This window comes from Pseudomonas fluorescens group sp. PF-69 (genome assembly GCF_054481235.1).
On record NZ_JBTMNC010000001.1, the window covers coordinates 1065386 to 1088563 of the forward strand.

Consider the following 23178-nt stretch of genomic DNA (forward strand, 5'->3'; position numbering starts at 1 on the left):
GCGTCAACTTCACAGATAAAAGAGCCGAGCTCAAGTGAACCGGCCCACGCCAGTAAAAACCGACAACTTCTTCCTGCTGATCTTCCGGGCACTGCGCCACCGCCGTGTACCGATTGCATTGCGCATCGCCAGCCATAACGTGATCCTGGTCGCTCTGGCCCTGGTCATCTATGCCTGCGTGATGGGTTTGCAGTTCAAGCAGGCCATGCACGAACAAGCGGATGCGCTGGGCGAAAGCCTGACCACGCAGACGGCCACCTCGGCCACCGAGCTGCTGGTGTCCAACGACATCCTCAGCCTCAACGTACTGCTCAACAACCTGACCAAGAACAAGCTGGTGGCCCACGCCGCCATCTATAGCGTGGATAACCGCATCCTCGCCGAAGCCGGACAGCGTCCCAAGCATGGCCTGCTGGGTGAAGCCGAGGGCATGTACCAGAGCAAGATCACCTTCCAGGACGTGACCGCCGGTCAACTGCGCATCAGCCTGGACATGGACCAGTTCCAGCAACCGATGACCATCAGCCTGCAAAGCATGGGCATCCTGAGCGCGATTCTGCTGGCCCTGTCCCTGGCCTTGAGCCTGCGCCTGGGCCGACACATCTCCACGCCGCTCCTGCAATTGCGGGTGTGGCTGCGCAATATCGACGAATACACCCCGGCCACCGAGCGTCAGGACGAAATCGGTGACCTGGCTCGCCAGCTGCACGCCAACTTCGCGCCGGAACCTGCCGAGCCGGAGCCCGTGCCAGAGCCGGAATTCGATGACATCGACGACGCAGAGCCGGGTTTCGAAGTACGCAACCTGCGCGACCCAAGCTTCGACGAAAGCCGTCCGATGGCGGCGATGAAAACAGCACCACGGCGCGCCATCAGCACCGTCGAAGACGATGACGATGACGAAGATGCCTTCGCCGATTTGCTCGATGACTCGACAGACAGCGCACCGATTCCGGCCGCTCGACCTGTCGTTTCGAACGTGCCGCAGCACAGCGCCGTACTGGCCGTGCAACTGGGCTCTCAGGAGCAGCTGCGTCGCCTGCCTCGCACACGCCTGGAAGAACTGCTCGAGCGCTACCGTGACTGCCTCGACCAGGCCGCCTCGCTCTATGAGAGCGAACTGCACACCCTGAACGACGGCAGCACGCTGATGCTGTTCCATACCGAAGACAGCGGCGACGATTACCTGACCAATGCCATCTGCTGCGGCGAGTTGCTGCGGGCGCTGGGCCATCAGCTGCAGATCGAAGTCGCCGACAGTGGCATCACCCTGCAATTGCAACTGGGCCTGACCCTGGGCGACGACCTGTTCGGCCTGAGCCAGATCGACCTGCTGCTGACCGACACCGCCCAGGATGCCCTGGCCTTGTCGCAACACAGCCGCAACCTGCTGCTGGTGGAACGCAAGATCAGCGACGACGCACTGATCCGCCAGCGCGCGCGGATCCGCCCGATTGCCAGCCCTGAAGGTGCCTGCTGTGTGGAGCGTTTGATGGAGCCTTATCCGTCGATGCTTGAACGACAGCTGGCGCGGATGCATGAGCGCCGGGCGTAAGCCGTAGCTGCCGAAGGCTGCGATCTTTCAGCCTTACCTATTGAAGCCCGCAGATGATCACTCGTCTGCGGGTTTTTTATTGCCTGTACAGTCGCTATCGCTGGCAAGCCAGCTCCCACAGTGGTTGATGTCGTACACACAATTTGCGCTCAACAGATACCCTTGTGGGAGCTGGCTTGCCAGCGATGAGGCCATCAGCCGCACTGGAAGCCTCCAATCAGCAGAAACAACAAAGCCCGCACAAGGCGGGCTTTGGTTTGACTCGATCCAGTCTTAGAAGCGGAACACTTCCATATCCGTACGAATCGGTGCAGCCATCGGGATCTTCGGCTGTTTTTCCTGTTCTGCCGCCGGTGCCGCAGGTTTGGCGGCCGGTTTACGTGGCGCTTCGGCTATCGGTGGCTGGTTGGCCAATGGCTTGAGCGCGACAGACAACTGTTCGGCCAGTCGCTGCAGCAATACACCCTGAGCCTGGACCTGGGCCGCCGTGTTACCGGCATGTTGCTCCTGCAGATGAATGATGCGGTTATCGCGCACCTGACCACGGCGGTCGATCAAGCGCCATTGCGCATCGAGGATCGCCGGTTGCTTTTCACCCGAGTCCAGGCGCGTGATGGTCAGCAGCACCTGCACATCCGGCGTGAAGCCTGCGTTGGCAGGCGCCAGCACGACACGCTGGCTGTCCAGATGACCGGCGACCTGACGCAGTAACAACTGGTCGATATCGGAAGACAGGCTACCGGCCCAGCGACCATCGAGCGAAGCTTGCAGGCTGCCATCGGGCTGACGCTGCAACAGGGTTTCGCGTTGCAGGTAGTCAGCGACGGTTACCGGACCCAGCAAAACCGCCATGCCCGCGCTTTGCGCAGGCTGAACCGGACTTCCGCTGTCCAGTTGATACAGCGACACCGGCTGGTGAACGCTGCAACCCGCCAGGCCAAGAACGCCAGCGAGCATCAAAATAAAAGGAAGGCGCAGAGCAGTCATCGTCCCATCCAGGTGATCGCCACAAGGCTGACCACAGTGAAAATACTCAATAAATATGAAGAACGCTCGGCCACGCCGGCGCTTGAAAGGCCATATCATCCGTGAATATGCGTTCCGACTCCAGCGCGAAAGCGCCGATCTACGGGTTAAATCGTAGATCGGAGCCTCTAGCACGCTTAATTGAGGTTTTCGACGAGCAGCGCATCTACCCTCTGGAAGCCACGTGGCAATTTGTTACCACGACGCCCACGCTCACCTTTGTAGTGCTCGAGGTCGTCCGCTTTCAGTGACAAGGTGCGTTTTCCGGCCTGCAGCACCAAAGTGGCACCCTCCGGCAGGACGGCGATGTCCGTTACATACTCTTCGCGACTGGCCACTCGCTCACCGGAAATACCGATGATCTTGTTGCCTTTGCCCTTACCTAATTGTGGCAGATCGCTGATTTTGAAGATCAGCAGGCGACCCTCGGTGGTCACCGAAGCCAGCCAGTTCTGCTCACGATCAGCCACCGGACGCGGCAGGATCACCTTGGCGTTGTTCGGCAGGCTCAACAGCGCCTTGCCGGCCTTGTTCTTGGCCTGCAGGTCTTCACCCTTGACCACGAAACCGTAACCGGCGTCGGAGGCAATGACATACAGCGCGTCGTCCTCGGGCATCAGCACGCATTCAAAACTGGCCCCCGGCGGTGGCGTCAGACGGCCGGTCAGCGGCTCGCCCTGGCCACGGGCCGATGGCAAGGTGTGCGCCGCCACCGAATAGCTGCGACCAGTGGAGTCTATAAACACCGCAAACTGGTTGGAGCGCCCCGCCGCCAGGGCCTTGAAGCCATCCCCGGCCTTGTAGGAAAGCCCGGTGGCGTCGATTTCGTGCCCCTTGGCGGAACGAACCCAGCCTTTTTCCGACAGCACGACGGTGACTTTCTCGTTCGGCAGCAGATCGTGCTCGGTCAGGGCCTTGGCCTCGGCGCGCTCGACGATCGGCGAGCGACGGTCGTCGCCGTAGGTTTCGGCATCCTTGATCAACTCGGTGCGCACCAGCTTTTTCAGCTTGGCTTCACTGCTCAGCAAGGCTTGCAGCTTGGCTTGTTCCTTGAGCAGCTCATCCTGCTCGGCACGCAACTTCATCTCTTCCAGTCGCGCCAACTGACGCAAGCGGGTGTCGAGGATGTAGTCGGCCTGGATCTCGCTCAGGGCAAAGCGCTCGATCAGGGCGGCTTTCGGATGCTCCTCGGTACGGATGATGTGAATCACTTCATCCAGATTGAGGTAGGCAATCAGCAAACCGTCCAACAGGTGCAGGCGACGCTCGACCTTGTCGAGGCGGAATTGCAGGCGACGACGAACAGTCTGCACCCGGAACTCCAGCCATTCGACCAGCAGGGCCCGCAGGTTTTTCAGTTGCGGCTTGCCGTCCAGCCCGATGATGTTGATGTTGACCCGGTAGCTCGACTCCAGCTCGGTGCTGGCGAACAGGTGTTGCATCAAGGCATCGTGATCAAAGTTTTTGCGGGCGCCCGGAATGATCACGATCCGGCATGGGTTCTCGTGATCGGATTCGTCGCGCAGGTCGGCAATCTGCGGGGCCTTGGACGGCTTGGCCTGCATCATCGCGGCGATCTGTTCCAGCACCTTGGCGCCGGAAACCTGATGCGGCAGCGCGGTGACGATGATGTCGCCGTCTTCGACGTGGTACACGGCGCGCATGCGCACGGAACCGCGACCGGTTTCGTAGATTTTCAGCAGATCGGCGCGCGGCGTGATGATTTCCGCTTCGGTCGGATAATCCGGGCCCTGAATGTGCTCGCAGAGCTGTTCGACCGTGGCCTTGGGCTCATCGAGCAAACGCACGCAGGCGCTGGCGACTTCGCGCAGGTTGTGCGGCGGAACGTCGGTGGCCATGCCCACCGCGATACCGGTGGTGCCGTTGAGCAGGATATTCGGCAAACGTGCCGGCAACACCAGAGGCTCGTCGAGAGTACCGTCAAAGTTAGGCCCCCAGTCCGCAGTGCCCTGGCCCAGTTCGCTGAGCAGCACTTCGGAGTAACGCGACAACCGCGCCTCGGTGTAACGCATGGCGGCGAAGGATTTGGGATCGTCCGGCGCACCCCAGTTACCTTGACCGTCCACCAGCGTGTAGCGATAGCTGAACGGCTGGGCCATCAGGACCATGGCTTCGTAGCAGGCCGAGTCGCCGTGGGGGTGGAATTTACCGAGCACGTCACCGACGGTACGCGCCGACTTCTTGTGCTTGGAGTCGGCGTCCAGCCCCAACTCGCTCATGGCGTAGATGATGCGCCGCTGGACCGGCTTCAGGCCGTCGCCGATATGCGGCAAGGCACGGTCCATGATCACGTACATGGAGTAGTTGAGGTAGGCATTTTCGGTGAAGTCAGCCAGCGAACGGCGTTCTACGCCGTCCAAGCTGTCTGCAAGGATATCGCTCATGCGGGCCTCATCAATTCGTTGTCTGGCGCAGCAGCATGGTGCCACCGCGCTGGGTAAATTCAAGTTTGTTCAGTGCGCTCATGCCGAGCAGCACTTGGTCGCCATGCAAACCGGGTGCGACCAGTGCGCGTACATCACGCAACACGATATCGCCCAGTTGCAGCCGGTCGATGCGGGTTCGATACCCCTCGCTCAAACCGTTGGCCGTGCTCAGGGTCACCCCGAAGCCTTTCTCCAGCTTCAGCCGCTCGGCCAGGCTGGCCGGGATCGACACGTCGGTCGCCCCGGTATCGAGCATGAAATCCACCGGCTGGCCGTTAATATGGCCGCTGGCGACGAAATGCCCCTGGCCATTGCTGACCAGTTTCACTTCGATAAAACCTTCGCCCTGCTCCGAGCTCACCGCCACGTTCGGGTTTTGCTGGCGCTCTTCCCACTGGCCAAAAAACCGCGTCGCCAGAAACAGCGCGGCGCACCAGGCCAGCACCATCAACACCCGGCCGGCGCGCTTGCCCGGTGGTTGCTGACTCATGGCTTGGCACTCCAGCCACCTTCTGGCGCGGCAAAGCGCCAGACGATCGGCCGTAACTCGCCATCGGCGCGGGCACCGAAATTGTTGTCGACACCGATCCACGCACCATCCGCATCCACGACCAATGCCTCTTCCAGCCCGTAGTCCTGTGGATAACGACGGTTTTCCTGCAACAACTCGTCAGCATAAGACCAGCAGCGCTCCACTTTGGCCGTTTGCGGGTCCCGGCGACAGATCTGATAGGCATTGCGCTCCAGGGTAAACAGCTTGCCGTTGAACAATGACAGATCGGAAAAATCCCGTGAAACCGCCTTGGCCCCGGGAAACTGCTTCGGCTGCATTTCCATGCCCGATTCACTCAACAGCACACAGCCACCGTCGCAATCCCACACCGTCTGCTTGCGCTTGATCAGCACCAGTCCGCGGCTTTGGCGCTCGGCGGCGAGCCACAACTGATCCCCCGTCGAATTGATCGCCAACCCTTCGAACAATGCATTGAATTGCAACAACATGCCGCTGGCCCGCGCTTCGCGCACCATCATCGGCGAGATTTTCAGCCAGGACGCGGGCCCCGTTGGCGGCACTTGCAGGACAGCCGCGTGGCCTTCGCTGACGATGTAGCGATTGCCGGCGCTGTCGCAGGTGATGCCTTCGAAATCCAGATCCCCGCCACGCACGAACGACGCCGCCCAGGTCCGCGAACGCAATCCCCAGGGCAAACCGCTGTCAGGCACCGGCGGAACGCCGATGCCCACGGCTTGCGCGCGCCAGACGCCCGCCTGGGCATCGAGTCGGTAGATCTGATCGTCGTCGCGATCGGAGACCGCCCACAAGTCCTTGCCGCACAGGGCCAGCCCGGACAGGTTGCCCCCGCGCATGCCTTCGATGGCATGCTCGGACACCAGACGCAACGGCGGTGCCGGCTCGGCAGACACCGTGATCGAGGTCAGCAGCAATGCACACGCCAGGGCAAAGCCCAGACGCATCAGCCCAGAACCTCGGCCAGGTTGCCTTTGGATTCCAGCCAGGTCTTGCGGTCGCCGGCGCGTTTTTTCGCCAGCAACATGTCCATGATTTCCGACGTCGCTTCGAAATCATCCAGCGTCAGTTGCACCAGGCGCCGGGTGTTCGGATCCATGGTGGTTTCGCGCAACTGCGGCGGGTTCATTTCACCCAGGCCTTTGAATCGGGTGACCTGCGGCTTGCCACGCTTCTTCTCCGCCACCAGGCGATCGAGAATGCCATCGCGCTCGGCTTCGTCCAGGGCGTAGTAAATCTCTTTGCCCAGGTCGATCCGGTACAGCGGCGGCATGGCGACATAGACGTGGCCGGCATCGACCAGCGCCCGGAAGTGCTGGACGAACAATGCACAGAGCAGGGTCGCGATGTGCAGACCGTCGGAGTCGGCGTCGGCGAGGATGCAGATCTTGCCGTAGCGCAGCTGGCTCATGTCCGCCGCGCCAGGATCGACGCCGATGGCCACGGCAATGTTGTGCACTTCCTGGCTGGCGAGTACTTCGCTGCCGTCCACTTCCCAGGTGTTGAGGATCTTGCCGCGCAACGGCAGGATCGCCTGGAACTCTTTGTCCCGCGCCTGCTTGGCCGAACCGCCGGCGGAATCACCCTCCACCAGGAACAGCTCGGAACGCATCGGGTCCTGCCCGGCGCAGTCGGCGAGCTTGCCCGGCAGGGCCGGACCCTGGGTGATGCGCTTGCGCTCGACTTTTTTGCTGGCCTTCAGGCGCCGGCCGGCGTTGTTGATCGCCAGTTCCGCCAGGAGCATGCCGGTTTCCGGGTTGGCGTTGAGCCACAGACTGAACGCGTCCTTGACCACACCGGAAACGAACGCCGCCGCTTCACGGGACGACAGACGCTCCTTGGTCTGACCGGAGAATTGCGGCTCCTGCATCTTCATCGACAGCACGAACGCAATGCGTTCCCAGACGTCTTCCGGCGCCAGCTTCACGCCGCGCGGCAACAGGCTGCGGAATTCGCAGAACTCGCGCATCGCGTCGAGCAGGCCCTGGCGCAGGCCGTTGACGTGGGTACCGCCCTGGGCGGTCGGGATCAGGTTGACGTAGCTTTCCTGCACCGCGTCGCCACCTTCCGGCAGCCACAGCAATGCCCAGTCCACGGCCTCTTTGTTACCGGCCAGGCTGCCGCAGAACGGCTCGTCCGGCAGGCGTTCGAATTCGCTGACCGCGTCGACCAGGTAGGAGCGCAGGCCATCTTCGTAATGCCATTCGACTTTCTCGCCGCTGGCCTTGTCTTCAAAACTGACCAGCAGCCCCGGGCACAGGACGGCCTTGGCCTTGAGCACGTGCTTGAGGCGACTGATTGAAAATTTCGGTGAATCGAAGTATTTCGGGTCCGGGGCGAAGAACACGCTGGTGCCGGTGTTGCGCTTGCCCACCGTCCCGATGATTTCCAGCTCGGTTTTCTTGTAACCGTCGGCGAAGGTCATCTGGTATTCGTTGCCGTCACGCTTTACGCGGACCCGGACTTCGGTCGACAAGGCGTTGACCACCGAAATACCCACCCCGTGCAGACCGCCGGAGAACTGGTAGTTCTTGTTGGAAAACTTGCCGCCCGCATGAAGTTTGGTGAGGATCAGTTCGACGCCGGAGACGCCTTCTTCCGGGTGAATGTCCACCGGCATGCCGCGACCGTCATCACTGACTTCCAGCGAGTGGTCGGCGTGCAGGATGACCTGCACCGATTTGGCATGCCCGGCCAAGGCTTCGTCGACGCTGTTGTCGATGACTTCCTGGGCGAGGTGGTTTGGCCGAGTGGTGTCGGTGTACATGCCGGGGCGCTTGCGCACCGGGTCGAGGCCCGAGAGGACTTCGATGGCGTCTGCGTTATAAGAGCTAGCGCTGGGAGTGGCCATAGGGTCTCGTCGTCAGTGATTCAATGAAAAAGGGGCAACGGTTCACAGTGCGCTGAAATCAATCGCCTGATACAAATCTGCGCCGATGCCGGCAAAACTCAGCATGGCCGGAAGACGCTCGGCAAACCCTTGGAAACCGTGGTCGCCGCCCGCCTGAATACGCAAGGCACAAGCCCGGTAATACTGCTGGGCGAGGCGATAGTCCAGCGTTTCGTCACCGGTCTGCAACCACACCTGATAGCGCTGCGGGTCCTGCGGCGCCGGCACTTCCAGTTCGGCCAGGGCCGTCACATGGTCATGGGTCAGTTCCCAGGTCTCATCGGTATACAGGTTTTTCTGCGTCCCCAGAAACCCGTCGAACATCCGGTGCGGACTGACGGCAGGGTTGATCAACAGGGCTTTGAGGCCATGGCGTTCGGCCAAGTGAGTCGCATAGTAGCCGCCGAGTGAGCTGCCGACCAGCAGTGGCCGTCCGAGCGCCTCAATCGCTTGCTCCAGCTGACCGATGGCTTCACGGGGATGGTGATGCAAGGCCGGCACGCGCAATCGATCGCTCAAGCCCAGACGCTCCATCACTTCGCTCAACTGAGTGGCCTTTTTCGACGCAGGCGCGCTGTTGAACCCGTGGATATAAAGGATCGAGCCGGACATTTGAACTCCCTGTGCGTCGGATAAAGAGGCGGAGTTTACAGGGTGTCGGGGGAATCGGGGATACCCGTGAAATCGGGTCGCCCGGGCGGACGCCTTCGCGAGCGAGCTCGCTCCCACAATGGATCTGCACCGTTCACGAAGCCCTGCTCGCGAAGGCCGCAATGCAATCTTGGGGAATGACTAATAGCCGTTGGAGCTGTAATCGATCTGGAAGTCGAAACCGGTGACGCGCTCCACTCCGGTTTCGAGCTGGCCATCCGGCAACAGCCGCAGCCAGCGATACCCCGGCGCTTGCTCCCCGACCATGAAATCATCGCTGCCCGGTTCGAACTGAATGCAGGTCGAAGGCGAAGCGATCAAACGCACATCATTACGCCATTGATCGACTTCCTGATGCACGTGCCCCCAAAGTACCGCGCGCACCTGTGGAAAACGATCCAGCACAGCAAACAACGCCTCGGGATTACGCAGCCCGATCGGCTCCATCCAGGCACAATCGATCGATACTGGATGGTGGTGGAAGCACACCAGGTGATGGCGCTCCGGCGCTTCACTCAACGAGCTCGCCAGCCGTTGCAACTGTTCGTCCTGCAAATACCCCGGCACCGAGCCCGGCACGGCTGAATCGAGCAGCGTGACCCGCCAGTTACCGATGTCGACCACCGATTCCAGCAACGCGCTCTGCACCGCCGCCTCGGCCATGATCAACGGCTCGTCGTGGTTGCCGGGAATCCAGCGGGCTGGCGCACCGAGTTGCCCGGTCAGGTCGCGAAACCGCTGGTAAGACTCCAGCGTGCCGTCCTGCGACAGATCACCCGTGGCCAGGATCAGGTCGATCTGCGGCTGTTGCTGGCGTACCAGCTCGATGACTCTTTGCAGGCTGTCGCGGGTATTCATGCCCAGCAGCGTGCCATCCGCCTCGGCGAACAGATGGCTGTCGGAAATTTGCACCAGCAACGCCGGATCGGCGGCACTCAATGTGGATACGCTCGGCAAGGTGTTCTCCCAGGGCGTGATCACGGGAATGGATGAATGGCGCAATTATGCTGGGGGACGACCTAAAGGGGAAACCTGTGAACCTGACGCAGTTCACAACTGCGGCTCACCATTAACGTACGACTTCGTACTCGTGCCCCAACGCCAGGCAATGGCTCAACCATTCGCCCAGAAACATGTTCAGTTGGGCTTTTTCATCCGGCTGGTGCATCGAGGCGTTCGGGTAAGGATAGATGCCACGAAAGCGCCGCGCATGTTCGGCGCTGACCACTTCGGCCATGCACGCGTCATGATAGACCTGCACTTCCAGTTGCGGCACCGGCAGCCACGGCAGGCTGTGTTCCTGACGCACTTGCAGGGTCGTGGTGTACGGGCAGACTTGCAGCACTTCCAGCGCCAGCACCCCGAGCATCTGATCGCCATGGGTCACGGCGATGCGCCGCGCGGCCGGCTCGTTGCGCATGTCCGGCAGCAGTCGCATCAGTCGCGCGTAGTTCGCCTCGCAGGACGCTTGCAGCCCCACCAGGTCCACCCGATAGCGATCGCGCAGCTTGTTTACGACCATAACCCCCTCACTTCAACGCGATTCAAGGCCAGCCACTGCAAGGCAATGATGCTTGGTGCGTTGGCAATACGTCCGTCGCGTACGGCCTGCAGGGCATCTTCAAAGGCCCAGACCGAGACGCGGATATCTTCTGCTTCTTCCTCCAGCCCATGCAGGCCGCCGACCCCGGTTGTCTCGCAACGCCCCAGGTACAAATGCACGAATTCATTGCTGCCGCCCGGCGATGGAAAATATTGGGTCATCGGCCACAGCGCCCCGAATACAAGCCCAGCTTCCTCCTGCCCTTCGCGGTGAGCAACTTCTTCCGGTACTTCTTCCTTGTCGATCAGACCAGCGACCAGTTCGATCAACCAGGGATTGTCGGTCTTGCCCATGGCGCCGACGCGGAACTGCTCGATCAGCACCACTTCATCGCGCTGCGGATCGTAAGGCAGCACGCACACCGCATCGTGGCGCACGAACACTTCACGATTGATCTCGCGGCTCATGCCACCGGCGAACAGTTCGTGGCGCAAGTGCACGCGATCGAGCTTGTAGAAGCCCTGATAGCACTGTTCGCGCCGAACGATATCAACGGCGGTCGGAATGGCGGTGGCAAAATCAGTCATGACTATCCTCGTTACTGCTAATCCTGTACGAGGCTCCCACCTCGACTTCGCGCCATCCTAACGCGCCGGTGACCTTTGATGCAGCCCCTTTCCCGTCAGCGGGATAGACGGTGAGGGCGAAACCCACTCTAATTAGCTTAGTGGCGAACTGACTGCTTCGTTGACAGTCGAAGCGGGTAACTTTTCGCCTTTCCCTGTTTTATGAAGGACAACCATGTCGCTTTTTAAAATCGCCTCCGTGGCCGCCATCGCCCTGACCCTGGGTGCCTGCCAGAGTCTGTTCCAGCCCAACTATCGGGCGCCGCTGGAAACCACTCGCGACGCCTCCGAACAGCTCAAGCCTGGCTGCAAGGATCAGGATTGCGCGCTGGTGAATATTGATATCGTGCACTTCCCGGCCGAACCTACGCTTGACGGCATCATCGAAAAACGCCTGCTGCAAATGACCCGCACCTCGCCCGATGCCCCTGTGGCGCCTACACTGGCCGCGTATCGCGAACAGTTTTTGCGCACCGCCGGCCCGCGCAACAGCAGTTATTTGCAATCGAAAGTACGCGAGCAGCATGACGGCTTGGTGATTGTCGAACTGTCCAGCTACCTGGACAACGGCGGCGCCCATGGGATTCCGGGCCGCGGTTTCATCAACTACTCACGCCAGCAGCACAAGGTGCTGACGCTGTCGGACATGCTGGTACCGGGACAGGAAGACGCGTTCTGGAAGGCCGCGCAGGTGGCGCACAACAGCTGGCTGATCAGCACCAAGCTCGATCAGGAACCGGAATTCGTGAAGAGCTGGCCGTTCCAGAAAACCCAGAACGTGGCGCTGACCTACGGTGGGGTGATCCTCAAGTACGAAACCAGCAGCATCGCGCCTTACGCGCTGGGCCATGTCGAACTGAAGATCCCCTACCCTCGCCTGAATGGCATCATCAAGCCCGAGCTGTTTCCCGGCCGTAACTGAAGGCCCGGCCCAGCACGAGTTGCAGCAACCCTGCCAGCACCAGCGCCGGCAGGGTTGCGCCGATGTCCGGATACAGATTGGCCAGCAGATGGTAAGTGCTGATCCCGCCCAGCCAGGCCAGCAACGCCGGCCAGCGCAATGCGGCTGCCGCGACCTGGCCACTGCGTTTGCGCAGGATGAAGTGGTCCACCAGCACCACGCCGAACAGCGGCGCAAATACCGAACCGATCAACAGCAGGAAGTTCTGGTACTGAGCCAAGGGCGCCAGCAAGGCGATCAAGGTGCAGACCACACCGATGGCCAACGCCAGGTGCTCGACCTTCAGGCGTAGAAGAATCCCGCTGGACACCGCCGCCGAGTGAATGTCGGCGAAGGCGTTTTCCGACTCATCCAGCAAAATCAGCAGCAACGGAATCCCCAGGCCTGCACCGGCCAGAGCCAGCAGCAAGGCATTGACTTCACCGCTCGGCGCGAACGCCAGGGTGTAGGCCACGCCCAGGCTCATCAGCCAGAAATTGCCGATAAAGAAACCGATCGCGGTGCCACCGAATACGTTTTTCGCCCGTTTGCCGAAACGCGAGTAGTCGGCAATCAGCGGCAACCACGACAGCGGCATGGCAATCGCGATGTCGAAGCCCACGGCAAACGGCATCGAACCGTCACCGGCCTGCGCCCACAAGCCCGCCAGATCAGCCTTGGCGAACAGGTTCCAGGTCAGCCAGGTGCACGCGGCCAACAGCAGCCAGATGCCCCATTTGCGCAGGATCTGGCGCACGAACGTCAACGGACCGCTGACCGCCAGCAAGGTCGCCAGCGCGCCGAAGACCAGCGTCCACAGCATCGGATGGGACAGCAGGCTGCCTTCACTGAAGGCTCGTGCGCCCAACAGGCTGGCGGCATCGCGCATGACGATGATTTCGAACGAACCCCAACCGATCAGTTGCAGCAGGTTCAGCACCGCCGGCAGGCTCGCGCCTTTGGCGCCGAGGCTGAGTTTGAGCGCGGCCATCGACGACAGGCCGGTATCGCTACCGATCACGCCAACCGCGGCCAGCAGCAAAACACCGACCAGCGTGCCTAGAAAAATCGCCAGCAACGCGCCGGACAGCCCCAAACCCGGCGCCAACAGCGCGCCGGTCTGCAGCACCATCAGGCCGATGCCGAGGGAGAACCACAGGGAAAACAGATCCCGGCCGCCGAACACACGCCTGTCAGACGGCACCGCGATGTCGGGGGAGTAAGTACTGGGTTGAATGCTCAAGGGTGTTATCTCAGAAGGACATTTGTTGTTGTGTTGACCGCTATCGCCAGCAGGCTGGCTCCCACAGGGGACTTGTGGCGTTCACAAATCCAGTGTGGGAGCCAGCCTGCTGGCGATGGGGCCTATAGGCCCCATCCTTTCAGGTCAGATCAAACTTTCTGGTACAGCTGACTGCCTTCTTTCTTGAAGCGCTCGGCCTGCTCGGCCATGCCTTGGGCGACGTCCACGTCCAGCGCTTCGATCCGCTGGTTGGCCGCGTACTCGCGCACTTCCTGGGTGATTTTCATCGAGCAGAACTTCGGCCCGCACATCGAACAGAAATGCGCGACCTTGGCCGAATCCTTCGGCAGGGTTTCATCGTGATACGAGCGAGCGGTGTCCGGATCGAGGCCGAGGTTGAACTGATCTTCCCAACGGAACTCGAAACGCGCCTTGCTCAAGGCATTGTCACGAATCTGCGCGCCTGGATGCCCCTTCGCAAGGTCGGCGGCATGAGCGGCGATCTTGTAGGTGATGATCCCGGTCTTCACGTCATCCTTGTTCGGCAGACCCAAATGCTCCTTCGGCGTCACGTAGCAAAGCATGGCGCAACCGAACCAGCCGATCATCGCCGCACCAATACCCGAGGTGATGTGGTCGTAGCCTGGTGCGATGTCGGTGGTCAGCGGGCCGAGGGTGTAGAACGGCGCCTCGTCGCAGCACTCGAGCTGCTTGTCCATGTTCTCTTTGATCAACTGCATCGGCACATGGCCCGGGCCTTCGATCATGCATTGCACGTCGTGCTTCCAGGCGATCTTGGTCAGCTCACCGAGGGTTTCCAGCTCGCCGAACTGCGCTTCGTCGTTGGCGTCGGCAATCGAACCCGGACGCAGGCCATCGCCCAGCGAGAAGCTGACGTCATAGGCCTTCATGATTTCGCAGATTTCGTCGAAATGGGTGTAGAGGAAGTTTTCCTTGTGGTGCGCCAGGCACCACTTGGCCATGATCGAACCGCCACGGGAAACGATGCCGGTCACTCGCTTGGCGGTCATCGGCACATAGCGCAACAGCACGCCGGCGTGGATGGTGAAGTAGTCGACGCCTTGCTCGGCCTGCTCGATCAACGTGTCGCGGAACAGCTCCCAGGTCAGGTCTTCAGCGACGCCATTGACCTTCTCCAGCGCCTGGTAGATCGGCACGGTACCGATCGGCACCGGCGAGTTGCGGATGATCCACTCGCGGGTTTCGTGGATGTGCTTGCCGGTGGACAGGTCCATGACCGTGTCCGAACCCCAGCGAATACCCCAGGTCAGTTTCGCCACTTCTTCTTCGATGGACGAACCCAGGGCGCTGTTGCCGATGTTGCCGTTGATCTTCACCAGGAAGTTACGGCCGATGATCATCGGTTCCAGTTCGGTGTGGTTGATGTTGGCTGGAATGATTGCGCGACCACGGGCGATTTCTTCGCGGACAAACTCCGGCGTGATTTCTTTCGGGATGCTGGCGCCGAAGCTGTGACCGGCGTGCTGCTGTTTCATCAGGCCGGCAGCGCGGGCCTCTTGCAGCTTCATGTTTTCGCGGATGGCGACGTATTCCATCTCGGCGGTGATGATGCCTTTGCGCGCGTAGTGCATCTGGCTGACGTTGGCCCCGGCCTTGGCGCGGCGCGGGTTGTTGACGTGAGCGAAACGCAGCTTGGTCAGTTCCGGATCGGCCAGGCGCTCCTGGCCGAAGTGCGAGCTCAGGCCAGGCAAGCGCTCGGTATCACCCCGGTCGTCGATCCAGGCCGAGCGCACATCGCCCAAGCCCTTGCGCACGTCGATGATGACGTTGGGGTCGGTGTACGGGCCTGAAGTGTCATAGACAGTGACCGGGGCATTGATTTCGCCGCCGAAATCGGTGGGGGTCACGTCCAGGCTGATTTCGCGCATCGGCACGCGAATGTCCGGGCGAGAGCCCTGCACATAAATTTTTTGCGAGCGGGTAAAAGGCTGAACCGACTGCTCGTCGACCTTGGCCGATTCGCTCAGGTGGGTGTCGTTTTTTGCTTTTGTCGTCATCACGGGCTCTCCAGACAGCATCCAGGCGGTGGATTTGTCGGAGCGAACCTGTAAACGAATGGACGCACGGGCGCTGGGAATTCCAGCAGTGCTGTGCTCAGTGCTCGAGGGGTGTTCGATTGTCGAACAACATCCCGGACGAAGCACAAGAGGACTCGCCGGGTGACGAGAAATCTTGTTCCCTACGCAGGCGCTAACCTGATCAGGTTCAACGGGATCCGAAATTATTCGATCTCAGCCTCATAGCAAGGCACCCCGACAAGAACCCGGCCAGTCTAGACACAACTGGCAAAGAACGCCAACACTGCGGCAAATACCATGATGAATGGCGCAATTGCAGGATTGTTGGCGCCCCGATGCGCCACTACACTCGCTACGCCGTCGCGCGCATTGACGTTGCACGTGTCGCGCCTTAGCCTTGGCGCTCAAATTACTTGTGTAATATTAATTCTAGGGAACGCCTATGCTGCGCAAACTCTCACTGGCCCTGGCCGTGTCTTGTGCGTCCAATGGAATGGCCTGGGCAGAAGCGCCCTTATCCAACAAAACCGATCTGGTCAGCGTCTATCAGGAAGCGGTGAACAACAACGCCGACCTCGCCGCCGCCATGGCCCAATACGGCGCCCAGAAGGAAGTCGTGCCCCAGGCCCGCGCCGGCCTGCTGCCTAATCTCTCGGGTGGCGCGCAAGTGTCCAGCGCGCGCACCTCGCTCGATCAGCCGTCGACCACCGCCAACCGCAATGCTCATTCATACCAGGCCACGCTGGCGCAGCCGTTGTTCCGTGCCGATCGCTGGTTCCAGTTCCAGGCCGCCAAGGACGTCAATGAGCAGGCCGCGCTGCAACTCTCGGCAACCGAGCAGAACCTGATCCTGCAAACCGCCAACAGTTACTTCAACGTACTGCGCAGCCAGGACAACCTGGCCTCGACCAAGGCCGAGGAAGCCGCGTTCAAACGCCAGCTCGATCAGTCCAATGAGCGCTTCGATGTCGGCCTCTCGGACAAGACCGACGTGCTCAACTCACAAGCCAGCTACGACACCGCACGCGCCAACCGTATCGTCGCGCAGCGCCAGGTGGATGATGCATTTGAAGCGCTGATCACCCTGACCAACCGTCAGTACAACTCGATCCAGGGCATCAGCCACAACCTGCCGATCCTGCCGCCAGCGCCGAACGATGCCAAGGCCTGGGTCGAAACGGCGGCCAAACAGAACCTCAATCTGTTGGCCAGCAACTACGCCGTCAGCGCTGCCGAGCAAACCCTCAAGCAGCGCAAGGCCGGCCACGCGCCGACCATCGATGCCGTGGCGAAATACGAAAAAGGCGATAACGACGCCCTGGGCTTCAGCAACCCGAATGCCTTTCCCCAACCCTACGGTGGCAACGTCGAGCAAACGTCGGTGGGCCTGCAGCTGAACATCCCGATCTACAGCGGCGGCCTGATCAACTCCCAGGTGCGCCAATCCTATGCACAACTGGATCAGATCGAGCAGCAACGCGAATCCCTGCGCCGGCAAATCGTCGAAAACACCCGCGACCTGCACCGCGCGGTGAATACCGACGTCGAACAGGTACAGGCACGCAAGCAGTCGATCATTTCCAACCAGAGTGCGGTGGAAGCGACCGAAATCGGTTATCAGGTGGGAACACGAAACATCGTTGACGTGCTGGATGCGCAACGCCAGCTGTACACCTCGGTGCGCAACTACAACAACACCCGCTACGACTACATCCTCGACAACCTGCGCCTCAAGCAACAGGCCGGCACGTTGAACCCCGGGGATTTGCAGGACCTGGCGCGGTGGCTCAAGCCTGACTACAACCCGGACAAGGACTTCCTGCCGCCGGATCTGGCCAAGGCGGCGGCTGACCAGTTGAATGCAAGACCGGGTCAGTAACAAACAAGTCCTGGTGAAAGACCTTTGTGGCGAGCGAGCGTGCTCCCTCGCCACAAAGGGTCAGTGACAGATTCAAGCCCGCTCGATCAACCGCCCCAACCCATCCAGCAACCGCTGCAATGCGCCCTGATTGGTGCGCATCACCTTCAACCCCGCCTCCGCCATCCGCTGCGCATCCCTGGGCAATTCGAACAGACGCTGCACCGCCAGTGCCAAGCCTTCGGCATCCTCCACTTCCTGCAACGCCCCGGCGCTGCGCAACTGCGCGGCGATTTCGAGGAAGTTGAACAGATGTGGACCGCTCAACACTGGCTTGGCCAGCGCCGCCGGTTCCAGCAGGTTGTGCCCGCCATTGGGCACCAGGCTGCCACCGACGAAGGCACTGTCGGCCAAGGCATAGAGAAACAGCAATTCGCCCATGGTGTCGCCCAGCAACACCGACGTCGAAGCAGTGACCGGCTCGCCCGTGGAACGACGGACCGTGGCAAAGCCCTGCTGTCGGCTCAACTCGAACACCGCATTGAAACGCTCGGGATGGCGCGGCACCAGAATCAGCAAGGCATCGGGATGGCTCGCCAGCAACTGACGATGGGCCGCCAACACCACCTCGTCTTCGCCCTCGTGGGTACTGGCCGCGATCCACACCGGGCGTTCCTGCGCCTGCCATTGGCCACGCAGTTCGGCGGCTCGCTGCAACAGCTGCGGGTCGATGGTCAGGTCGAACTTGATTGATCCAGTGACTTCAACGGTTTGCGCCCTAGCCCCCAGATCGCGGAAGCGCTGGGCCTCGGCTTCGGTCTGCACCGCGAACAGGCTCATTTCGGCGAGCATCGGCCCGGTCAGCTTGGTAAAGCGGCCATAGCCTTTCGCCGAGCGTTCGGACAGGCGCGCATTGGCCAACGCCACGGGAATCCCGCGCCTGGCGCATTCATGGATATGGTTGGGCCACAGTTCTGTCTCCATGATCACCGCCAGCCTTGGCTGGACCCGATCAAGGAAGCGCCGGGCGGCGCACGGCAAGTCGTACGGCAAATAGCAGTGCTGGATGCGCGGCTCATTGGCAAACATCGCCTGGATGCGCTCCGAGCCGGTCGGGGTCATGCAAGTGACGGTGATCGGCAGGTGGGGATAACGTTGCAGCAGCGCGCGAATCATCGGCGCGGCGGCAATGCTTTCGCCCACCGATACCGCGTGCACCCAGAGGCCACCCGGTTGCATCACCGGCATCCCACAGGAGAAACGCTCGCCAATGCGCTTGGCATAGGCCGGCGCCTTGCGCGCCCGCAGCCACAGCCGAATCGCTACCAATGGCAGCCCCAGATAAAACAGCGCGGTATACAGAGTTCTATTCATGGCGGCGGAGTTTATCGGTTTTTTCGCCGATCGCCTGCAAGTGCACGGCAAAACGTTCCGCCAGCCAGCGAGCCGCCGGACCGAGGGGTTCATCGCGGCGCCAGACCAGTTCCACCACCAACGCCGGCGGGGTCCACTCGCTGCTCAACTCGACCATTTGCCCCTGATAGGTCGGGTACTGCACCACGTGGCGCGGCAGCCAGGCCCAGCCGAGGCCACGCACCAGCCATTCCGCCATCACGTAAAAGCTGTCGGCCCGCCAGACTTGCGGGCTGGCCGGCTCGCTGCCGGGATAGAGACTGGACTGGGTCGACATCAGCAGCTGGCGATGCCGGGCCAGCGCCTGGCGATCAACCTGGGCCTGCTTCGCCAGCGGGTGGTCGACGCCGCACACGGTGACCATTTCCACGCTGCCAAGCACTCGGCGTTCCAGCGCTTCGGGGATCTGGTCGTGAAAGAACAACAAACCCAGATCGGCACGACGCTCCACCAGTTTGCGCGCCACCTCACCCTGGGCCGCACTGGTCAATTGCACCTCCAGGCTGGGAAAGCGCTCAGCCAGCGCTTCGAAGCTTTCGATGACCGGCTGGTAAGGCATGGCCTCATCCTGAGCCAGGCGCAGACGCGCCTCCTGTCCACGCATCATCGCCAGCGCCCGGCCATTGAGGCGCTCACATTGACGCAGCACTTCCCGCGCTTCTTCCAGCAAGGTGTTGCCGGCTTCGGTGAGTTTCGGCTGTCGGCCACTGCTGCGATCGAACAGGCTGACGCCCAGGTCTTCCTCCAGCAGCGCGATCGAACTGCTGACCGCCGACTGCGCCTTGCGCTGATTCCGTGCCACGGCCGAAAACGAACGTTGCTCCGCCACGCTGACAAACAAACGCAGCTGCTCCAGGTTCCATTGCATGCTCATGCCCAAACCCATCTTATTAACAGATAGGTAATGACTTTACCGCATCTGACGAATCCCTAGAATGCCACCTCAGAAAGCAACACTTCATACGAGGATTGACCCATGACCGCTTACTACTACCTGGCCATTGCCATCTGCGCCGAAGTGATTGCCACTGTTTCGATGAAAGCGGTCAAAGGCTTCAGCACCCCACTGCCGCTGCTGCTGGTGATTGTCGGTTACGGGATTGCCTTCTGGATGCTGACGCTGGTGGTGCGCAGCGTGCCGGTGGGCGTGGCTTACGCGGTCTGGGCCGGCATGGGGATCGTGATGGTCAGCGTGGCAGCGCTGTTTATCTACGGGCAGAAGCTGGATGTGCCGGCGATGCTGGGGATGGCGTTGATCGTGTTGGGCGTTGTTGTCATCCAGCTCTTCTCCAGGACTGCCGGGCATTAAGATCCGCGCACAATCCACTGTGGGTGCATCAGCCCCTCCAATCTTTGAGCCTGTATACTGCGCCCTCGTCTTGAACACTGAGGTCGCTGCATGCCATCCGTTATTTCCACCGACGTTCTGATTGTCGGCGCTGGTGTCGCCGGCCTCTGGCTGAATGCGCGCCTGCGCCGCCAGGGGTTTTCGACCGTGCTGGTGGAAAGCGCCAGTCTCGGTGGCGGGCAAAGCCTGAAGTCCCAGGGCATCATCCACGGCGGCGCCAAATACGCATTGCATGGCGCCCTGACCGGCGCCTCGGAAGCCATCGCCGACATGCCGCGCCGCTGGCGTGAGGCCCTGGCCGGTGACGGCGAACTGGACCTGTCCGGCGTGCGCCTGCTGTCCGAAGCGCACTACCTGTGGTCTCCGGGCACGATCGCCGGCAACCTCACCAGTTTTTTCGCCAGTAAAGCCGTGCGTGGTCGCGTCGATCAGGTCAAGGGCGATCAACTGCCGCCCGCCCTTCAGGACAAGCGCTTCAAGGGCAAAGTCTATCGCCTGGCGGAACTGGTGGTCGATGTGCCGAGCCTGATCCGGCGCCTGGCCGATCTGGCGGGTGACGGGTTGCTCGCCGGCCAGAAGATCGAGCCGCTGCTTGAAGCTGGCGTGCTGGTCGGCCTGAAGGTGGACGAGCGCGAGATCCGCGCCCAACGCATCGTCTTGAGCGCCGGCGGCGGAACGGCTGCGCTGCTCGAAGCGCTGGGCCTGAGCCAGCCTGCCATGCAGCGGCGGCCGCTGCACATGATCATCGCCAAGGGCCCGAGCCTCAAACCGCTGTACGCCCACTGCCTGGGCGGCGGCACCAAACCGCGCCTTACCGTCACCACGCACCCGGCCGCCGATGGCCAATGGGTCTGGTATCTGGGCGGCGATATCGCCGAAACCGAAGGCGTCAACCGTGAGCCTGCGGAGCAAATCGCCACTGCGCAGAAAGAACTCGCCCAGTTGCTGCCATGGATCGACCTGAGCACCGTGCAATGGGCCACCTTGCGCGTGGATCGCGCCGAGCCGCTGCAATCGGGCCTGACTCGCCCTGACAACGCGTTTCTCGCCGAGGAGGGCCGGCTGCTGGTGGGCTGGCCAACCAAACTGGCGTTGGCGCCGGACTTCGCCGACCGGGTGATTGCGAGCCTTGCCCGCGATGGCATTCAACCGGGCCCGGTGGCGCCACTCCCCGAATTGCCAAAGCCGCCGATGGGCGTCCCGGCGTGGGAGCAACTGCTGCCATGAGCCAACCCACCCTGCATGACTTGCATCGTCCCCTGGGCAGCACCGGCCTGCTGGTGTCGCCGCTGGGCCTGGGTACGGTGAAACTCGGCCGCGATCAAGGGGTGAAATACCCCAATGGCTTTCAGATCCCTGACGACGACGAAGCGCGCATGCTGCTCAAGCTGACCCGCGACCTGGGCATTAACCTGATCGACACCGCTCCGGCCTACGGTCGCAGCGAGGAGCGCCTCGGCCCTTTACTGCGCGGTCAGCGTCAGGATTGGGTGATTGTCAGCAAGGTCGGTGAAGAATTCGCCGACGGCCTGTCGCGGCATGACTTCAGCGCCGCGCATACCCGATTCTCGGTAGAACGCAGCCTGCAGCGTCTGGAAACGGATTTTATCGACCTGGTGCTGGTGCATTCCGATGGCAACGACCTGGCGATCCTCAATGACTGCGAAGTCTATGCGACCCTCGCCGAACTCAAGGCCGAGGGGAAAATTCGCGGGTTCGGCTTTTCCGGCAAAACCGTCGACGGCGGCTTGAAGGCCCTGGAGCAAGGTGATTGCGCGATGGTCACCTACAATCTGAACGAGCAAACCGAAAAGGCTGTCATTGACTATGCTGCTGCTCACGGCAAAGCCATTCTGGTCAAAAAAGCCCTCGCCAGCGGTCACGCATGCCTGAGCCCGGGCGTGGACCCGGTGCGCGCCAGTTTCGAATTGTTGTTTGAACATCCGGGTGTTGCCAGTGCTATTGTCGGGACCATCAATCCGCTGCACCTCGCCCACAACGTCGCGACCGTTGCCCAGGTCCTACGTAGCAACTGACGCCGCCCACGCGGCCTTAAGCAGGAGCCGACATGCCGCGTACGCTCATAAGAAAGAACCCGAGCAACTTCAAGACCCTGCCGTTATACGTCGAAGCGACTCCCGAAGGCCTGAGCTATCAGAGTGTCGGGAGGCCGCTGAATTTCTCCCAGATCCTGCAGCGTCGCCGTCCGGTGACGGTCGCCGACACGGAGCGGTTTTCACTTGAACTGGCCAATCTCGGCGTTTCGGTACGCCTGACGCTGCATTGGCAGAATCGCGATTACTGGGTGCTGGTGCGTCAACGCCGCCAGGATCGTGGCGACGTGGTGCTCAAGCTGATCTCCGGCTATGTCCCGGCCCACGAGCTGAACCTGCCGTTGCACACGGCCATCCAGGAGATTGCCGAAGAATGCCTGCTGGAAACCCCGGAAGGCTGGCTCGGCGGACGCTTCAACGACACCTGGCTGCCGGCGCCCTACTCGTCGGCCCTGCACTACCGCGAGGCCTTGCCGTTTCGCCTGACGCCGCTGTCCGGCTCGGCTCGGCCGGTGCGTTGCGCCAACCTGCAGTTGATCGAACGCCCACGCGCCTACGTGCATCTGCCGACGGCGTCGCTGCAATTGATCTACGACTTGCGCCTGGACGTGCCCAAGGAAGCCAAATCCTTGAGTTTGTTTCATGTTGATGAACGGCTGGAAGGCGATCAACTGGTCGCCCGACTCGATCGCAAGCGTCCCGATTTGTACCTGATGCCGCTTGAAGATGGCGTCCCGGTTCCCGAGCTGTTTACGCTTAAACGCGGCTCGCTGATTCCGGCCAGTACTCGCGGGCTCTACCTGGCAGAGAGTTTTGCGACCCAGGAAGGCTGGATTGTTCGCGAAGAACGCATCCGCTGGAAGGACTGGCTCACACAGCAAGGGCTTTGCACACCCAAAAATCAGCGACAAGGGCTCAAGCAGATGAGTGCCAAGGCTATGGGACTGATCCGGCTGGTAAAGGGAAGCCTGAACAAGTAAGGGGAAAACAACTAC

Annotated in this window: 20 protein-coding genes and 1 riboswitch; of the genes, 7 read left to right on the plus strand and 13 right to left on the minus strand. The window is 61.4% G+C overall.

The window, feature by feature from the left end; all coding sequences use genetic code 11:
* Positions 1 to 34: 34 nt before the first annotated feature.
* Entirely contained in the window at positions 35 to 1555 is a 1521-nt protein-coding gene (locus ACX3YF_RS04850; RefSeq protein ID WP_448645706.1) for an AhpA/YtjB family protein, read from the plus strand.
* A 273-nt stretch (positions 1556 to 1828) separates the two neighbouring features.
* Here the strand turns inward: ACX3YF_RS04850 and ACX3YF_RS04855 are convergent, their stop codons facing one another.
* From ACX3YF_RS04855 to ACX3YF_RS04895, 9 genes are all read right to left on the minus strand, one after another.
* The gene (locus ACX3YF_RS04855; RefSeq protein ID WP_130204968.1) at positions 1829 to 2542 is read right to left on the minus strand and encodes a PqiC family protein; all 714 of its coding nucleotides are present in this window, start codon (positions 2540 to 2542) and stop codon (positions 1829 to 1831) included.
* Positions 2543 to 2718: 176 nt separating this feature from the next.
* Positions 2719 to 4986 (minus strand): DNA topoisomerase IV subunit A, encoded by a 2268-nt coding sequence (parC, locus tag ACX3YF_RS04860; protein ID WP_047536659.1) that lies wholly within the window; start codon positions 4984 to 4986, stop codon positions 2719 to 2721.
* 10 nt (positions 4987 to 4996) lie between these two features.
* Positions 4997 to 5518, minus strand: coding sequence for a retropepsin-like aspartic protease family protein (locus ACX3YF_RS04865; protein ID WP_047536656.1), 522 nt, complete (start codon positions 5516 to 5518; stop codon positions 4997 to 4999).
* Positions 5515 to 6504, minus strand: coding sequence for an esterase-like activity of phytase family protein (locus ACX3YF_RS04870; RefSeq protein WP_458973472.1), 990 nt, complete (start codon positions 6502 to 6504; stop codon positions 5515 to 5517). Before ACX3YF_RS04870 ends, ACX3YF_RS04865 begins: the two co-directional genes overlap by 4 nt.
* Positions 6504 to 8408 (minus strand): DNA topoisomerase IV subunit B, encoded by a 1905-nt coding sequence (gene parE / locus ACX3YF_RS04875; RefSeq protein WP_130204972.1) that lies wholly within the window; start codon positions 8406 to 8408, stop codon positions 6504 to 6506. The genes ACX3YF_RS04870 and parE overlap by 1 nt, the downstream gene beginning before the upstream one ends.
* Positions 8409 to 8450: 42 nt before the next feature.
* Positions 8451 to 9059, minus strand: a complete 609-nt coding sequence (locus ACX3YF_RS04880) for a YqiA/YcfP family alpha/beta fold hydrolase (RefSeq protein ID WP_090465470.1) — start codon at positions 9057 to 9059, stop codon at positions 8451 to 8453.
* Positions 9060 to 9239: 180 nt separating this feature from the next.
* The gene (gene cpdA, locus ACX3YF_RS04885; protein WP_198132360.1) at positions 9240 to 10055 is read right to left on the minus strand and encodes a 3',5'-cyclic-AMP phosphodiesterase; all 816 of its coding nucleotides are present in this window, start codon (positions 10053 to 10055) and stop codon (positions 9240 to 9242) included.
* A 112-nt stretch (positions 10056 to 10167) separates the two neighbouring features.
* Positions 10168 to 10620, minus strand: coding sequence for a DUF1249 domain-containing protein (locus tag ACX3YF_RS04890; protein ID WP_046819863.1), 453 nt, complete (start codon positions 10618 to 10620; stop codon positions 10168 to 10170).
* Complete coding sequence (locus ACX3YF_RS04895; RefSeq protein WP_198132359.1) at positions 10611 to 11228, minus strand: NUDIX domain-containing protein; 618 nt, start codon at positions 11226 to 11228, stop codon at positions 10611 to 10613. Before ACX3YF_RS04895 ends, ACX3YF_RS04890 begins: the two co-directional genes overlap by 10 nt.
* A 214-nt stretch (positions 11229 to 11442) precedes the next feature.
* Between ACX3YF_RS04895 and ACX3YF_RS04900 the strand changes: the two genes are divergently transcribed.
* Complete coding sequence (locus tag ACX3YF_RS04900) at positions 11443 to 12189, plus strand: RsiV family protein (RefSeq protein ID WP_198132358.1); 747 nt, start codon at positions 11443 to 11445, stop codon at positions 12187 to 12189.
* Here ACX3YF_RS04900 and cytX read toward each other — a convergent pair.
* Together cytX and thiC are read right to left on the minus strand one after the other, a co-directional pair.
* Positions 12158 to 13450, minus strand: coding sequence for a putative hydroxymethylpyrimidine transporter CytX (gene cytX / locus ACX3YF_RS04905; protein WP_130204980.1), 1293 nt, complete (start codon positions 13448 to 13450; stop codon positions 12158 to 12160). The two genes, ACX3YF_RS04900 and cytX, sit on opposite strands and share 32 nt — an antisense overlap.
* 149 nt (positions 13451 to 13599) lie before the next feature.
* Complete coding sequence (gene thiC / locus ACX3YF_RS04910) at positions 13600 to 15489, minus strand: phosphomethylpyrimidine synthase ThiC (RefSeq protein WP_047536631.1); 1890 nt, start codon at positions 15487 to 15489, stop codon at positions 13600 to 13602.
* Between the two features lie 162 nt (positions 15490 to 15651).
* Positions 15652 to 15757, minus strand: a riboswitch (TPP riboswitch).
* Between the two features lie 195 nt (positions 15758 to 15952).
* Between thiC and ACX3YF_RS04915 the strand changes: the two genes are divergently transcribed.
* Positions 15953 to 17389: a TolC family outer membrane protein gene (locus tag ACX3YF_RS04915; protein ID WP_103403348.1), complete on the plus strand. Its 1437-nt coding sequence runs from the start codon at positions 15953 to 15955 to the stop codon at positions 17387 to 17389.
* A gap of 72 nt (positions 17390 to 17461) precedes the next feature.
* Here ACX3YF_RS04915 and waaA read toward each other — a convergent pair whose 3' ends face one another.
* The gene (waaA, locus tag ACX3YF_RS04920) at positions 17462 to 18742 is read right to left on the minus strand and encodes a lipid IV(A) 3-deoxy-D-manno-octulosonic acid transferase (protein ID WP_458973473.1); all 1281 of its coding nucleotides are present in this window, start codon (positions 18740 to 18742) and stop codon (positions 17462 to 17464) included.
* Positions 18735 to 19655: a LysR family transcriptional regulator gene (locus tag ACX3YF_RS04925; RefSeq protein ID WP_130204984.1), complete on the minus strand. Its 921-nt coding sequence runs from the start codon at positions 19653 to 19655 to the stop codon at positions 18735 to 18737. The genes waaA and ACX3YF_RS04925 overlap by 8 nt, the downstream gene beginning before the upstream one ends.
* 102 nt (positions 19656 to 19757) lie before the next feature.
* On the opposite strand from ACX3YF_RS04925, the gene ACX3YF_RS04930 reads away from it, so the two are divergent.
* The 4 genes from ACX3YF_RS04930 to ACX3YF_RS04945 all read left to right on the plus strand — a co-directional run bounded on the left by ACX3YF_RS04930 (position 19758) and on the right by ACX3YF_RS04945 (position 23163).
* Positions 19758 to 20090, plus strand: coding sequence for a DMT family transporter (locus ACX3YF_RS04930; protein WP_130204986.1), 333 nt, complete (start codon positions 19758 to 19760; stop codon positions 20088 to 20090).
* 90 nt (positions 20091 to 20180) lie between these two features.
* Positions 20181 to 21356: an NAD(P)/FAD-dependent oxidoreductase gene (locus tag ACX3YF_RS04935; RefSeq protein WP_130204988.1), complete on the plus strand. Its 1176-nt coding sequence runs from the start codon at positions 20181 to 20183 to the stop codon at positions 21354 to 21356.
* Complete coding sequence (locus ACX3YF_RS04940; protein ID WP_047536622.1) at positions 21353 to 22165, plus strand: aldo/keto reductase; 813 nt, start codon at positions 21353 to 21355, stop codon at positions 22163 to 22165. The genes ACX3YF_RS04935 and ACX3YF_RS04940 overlap by 4 nt, the downstream gene beginning before the upstream one ends.
* A 32-nt stretch (positions 22166 to 22197) precedes the next feature.
* Positions 22198 to 23163, plus strand: a complete 966-nt coding sequence (locus ACX3YF_RS04945; RefSeq protein WP_130204990.1) for a metal ABC transporter ATPase — start codon at positions 22198 to 22200, stop codon at positions 23161 to 23163.
* Positions 23164 to 23178: the final 15 nt, after the last annotated feature.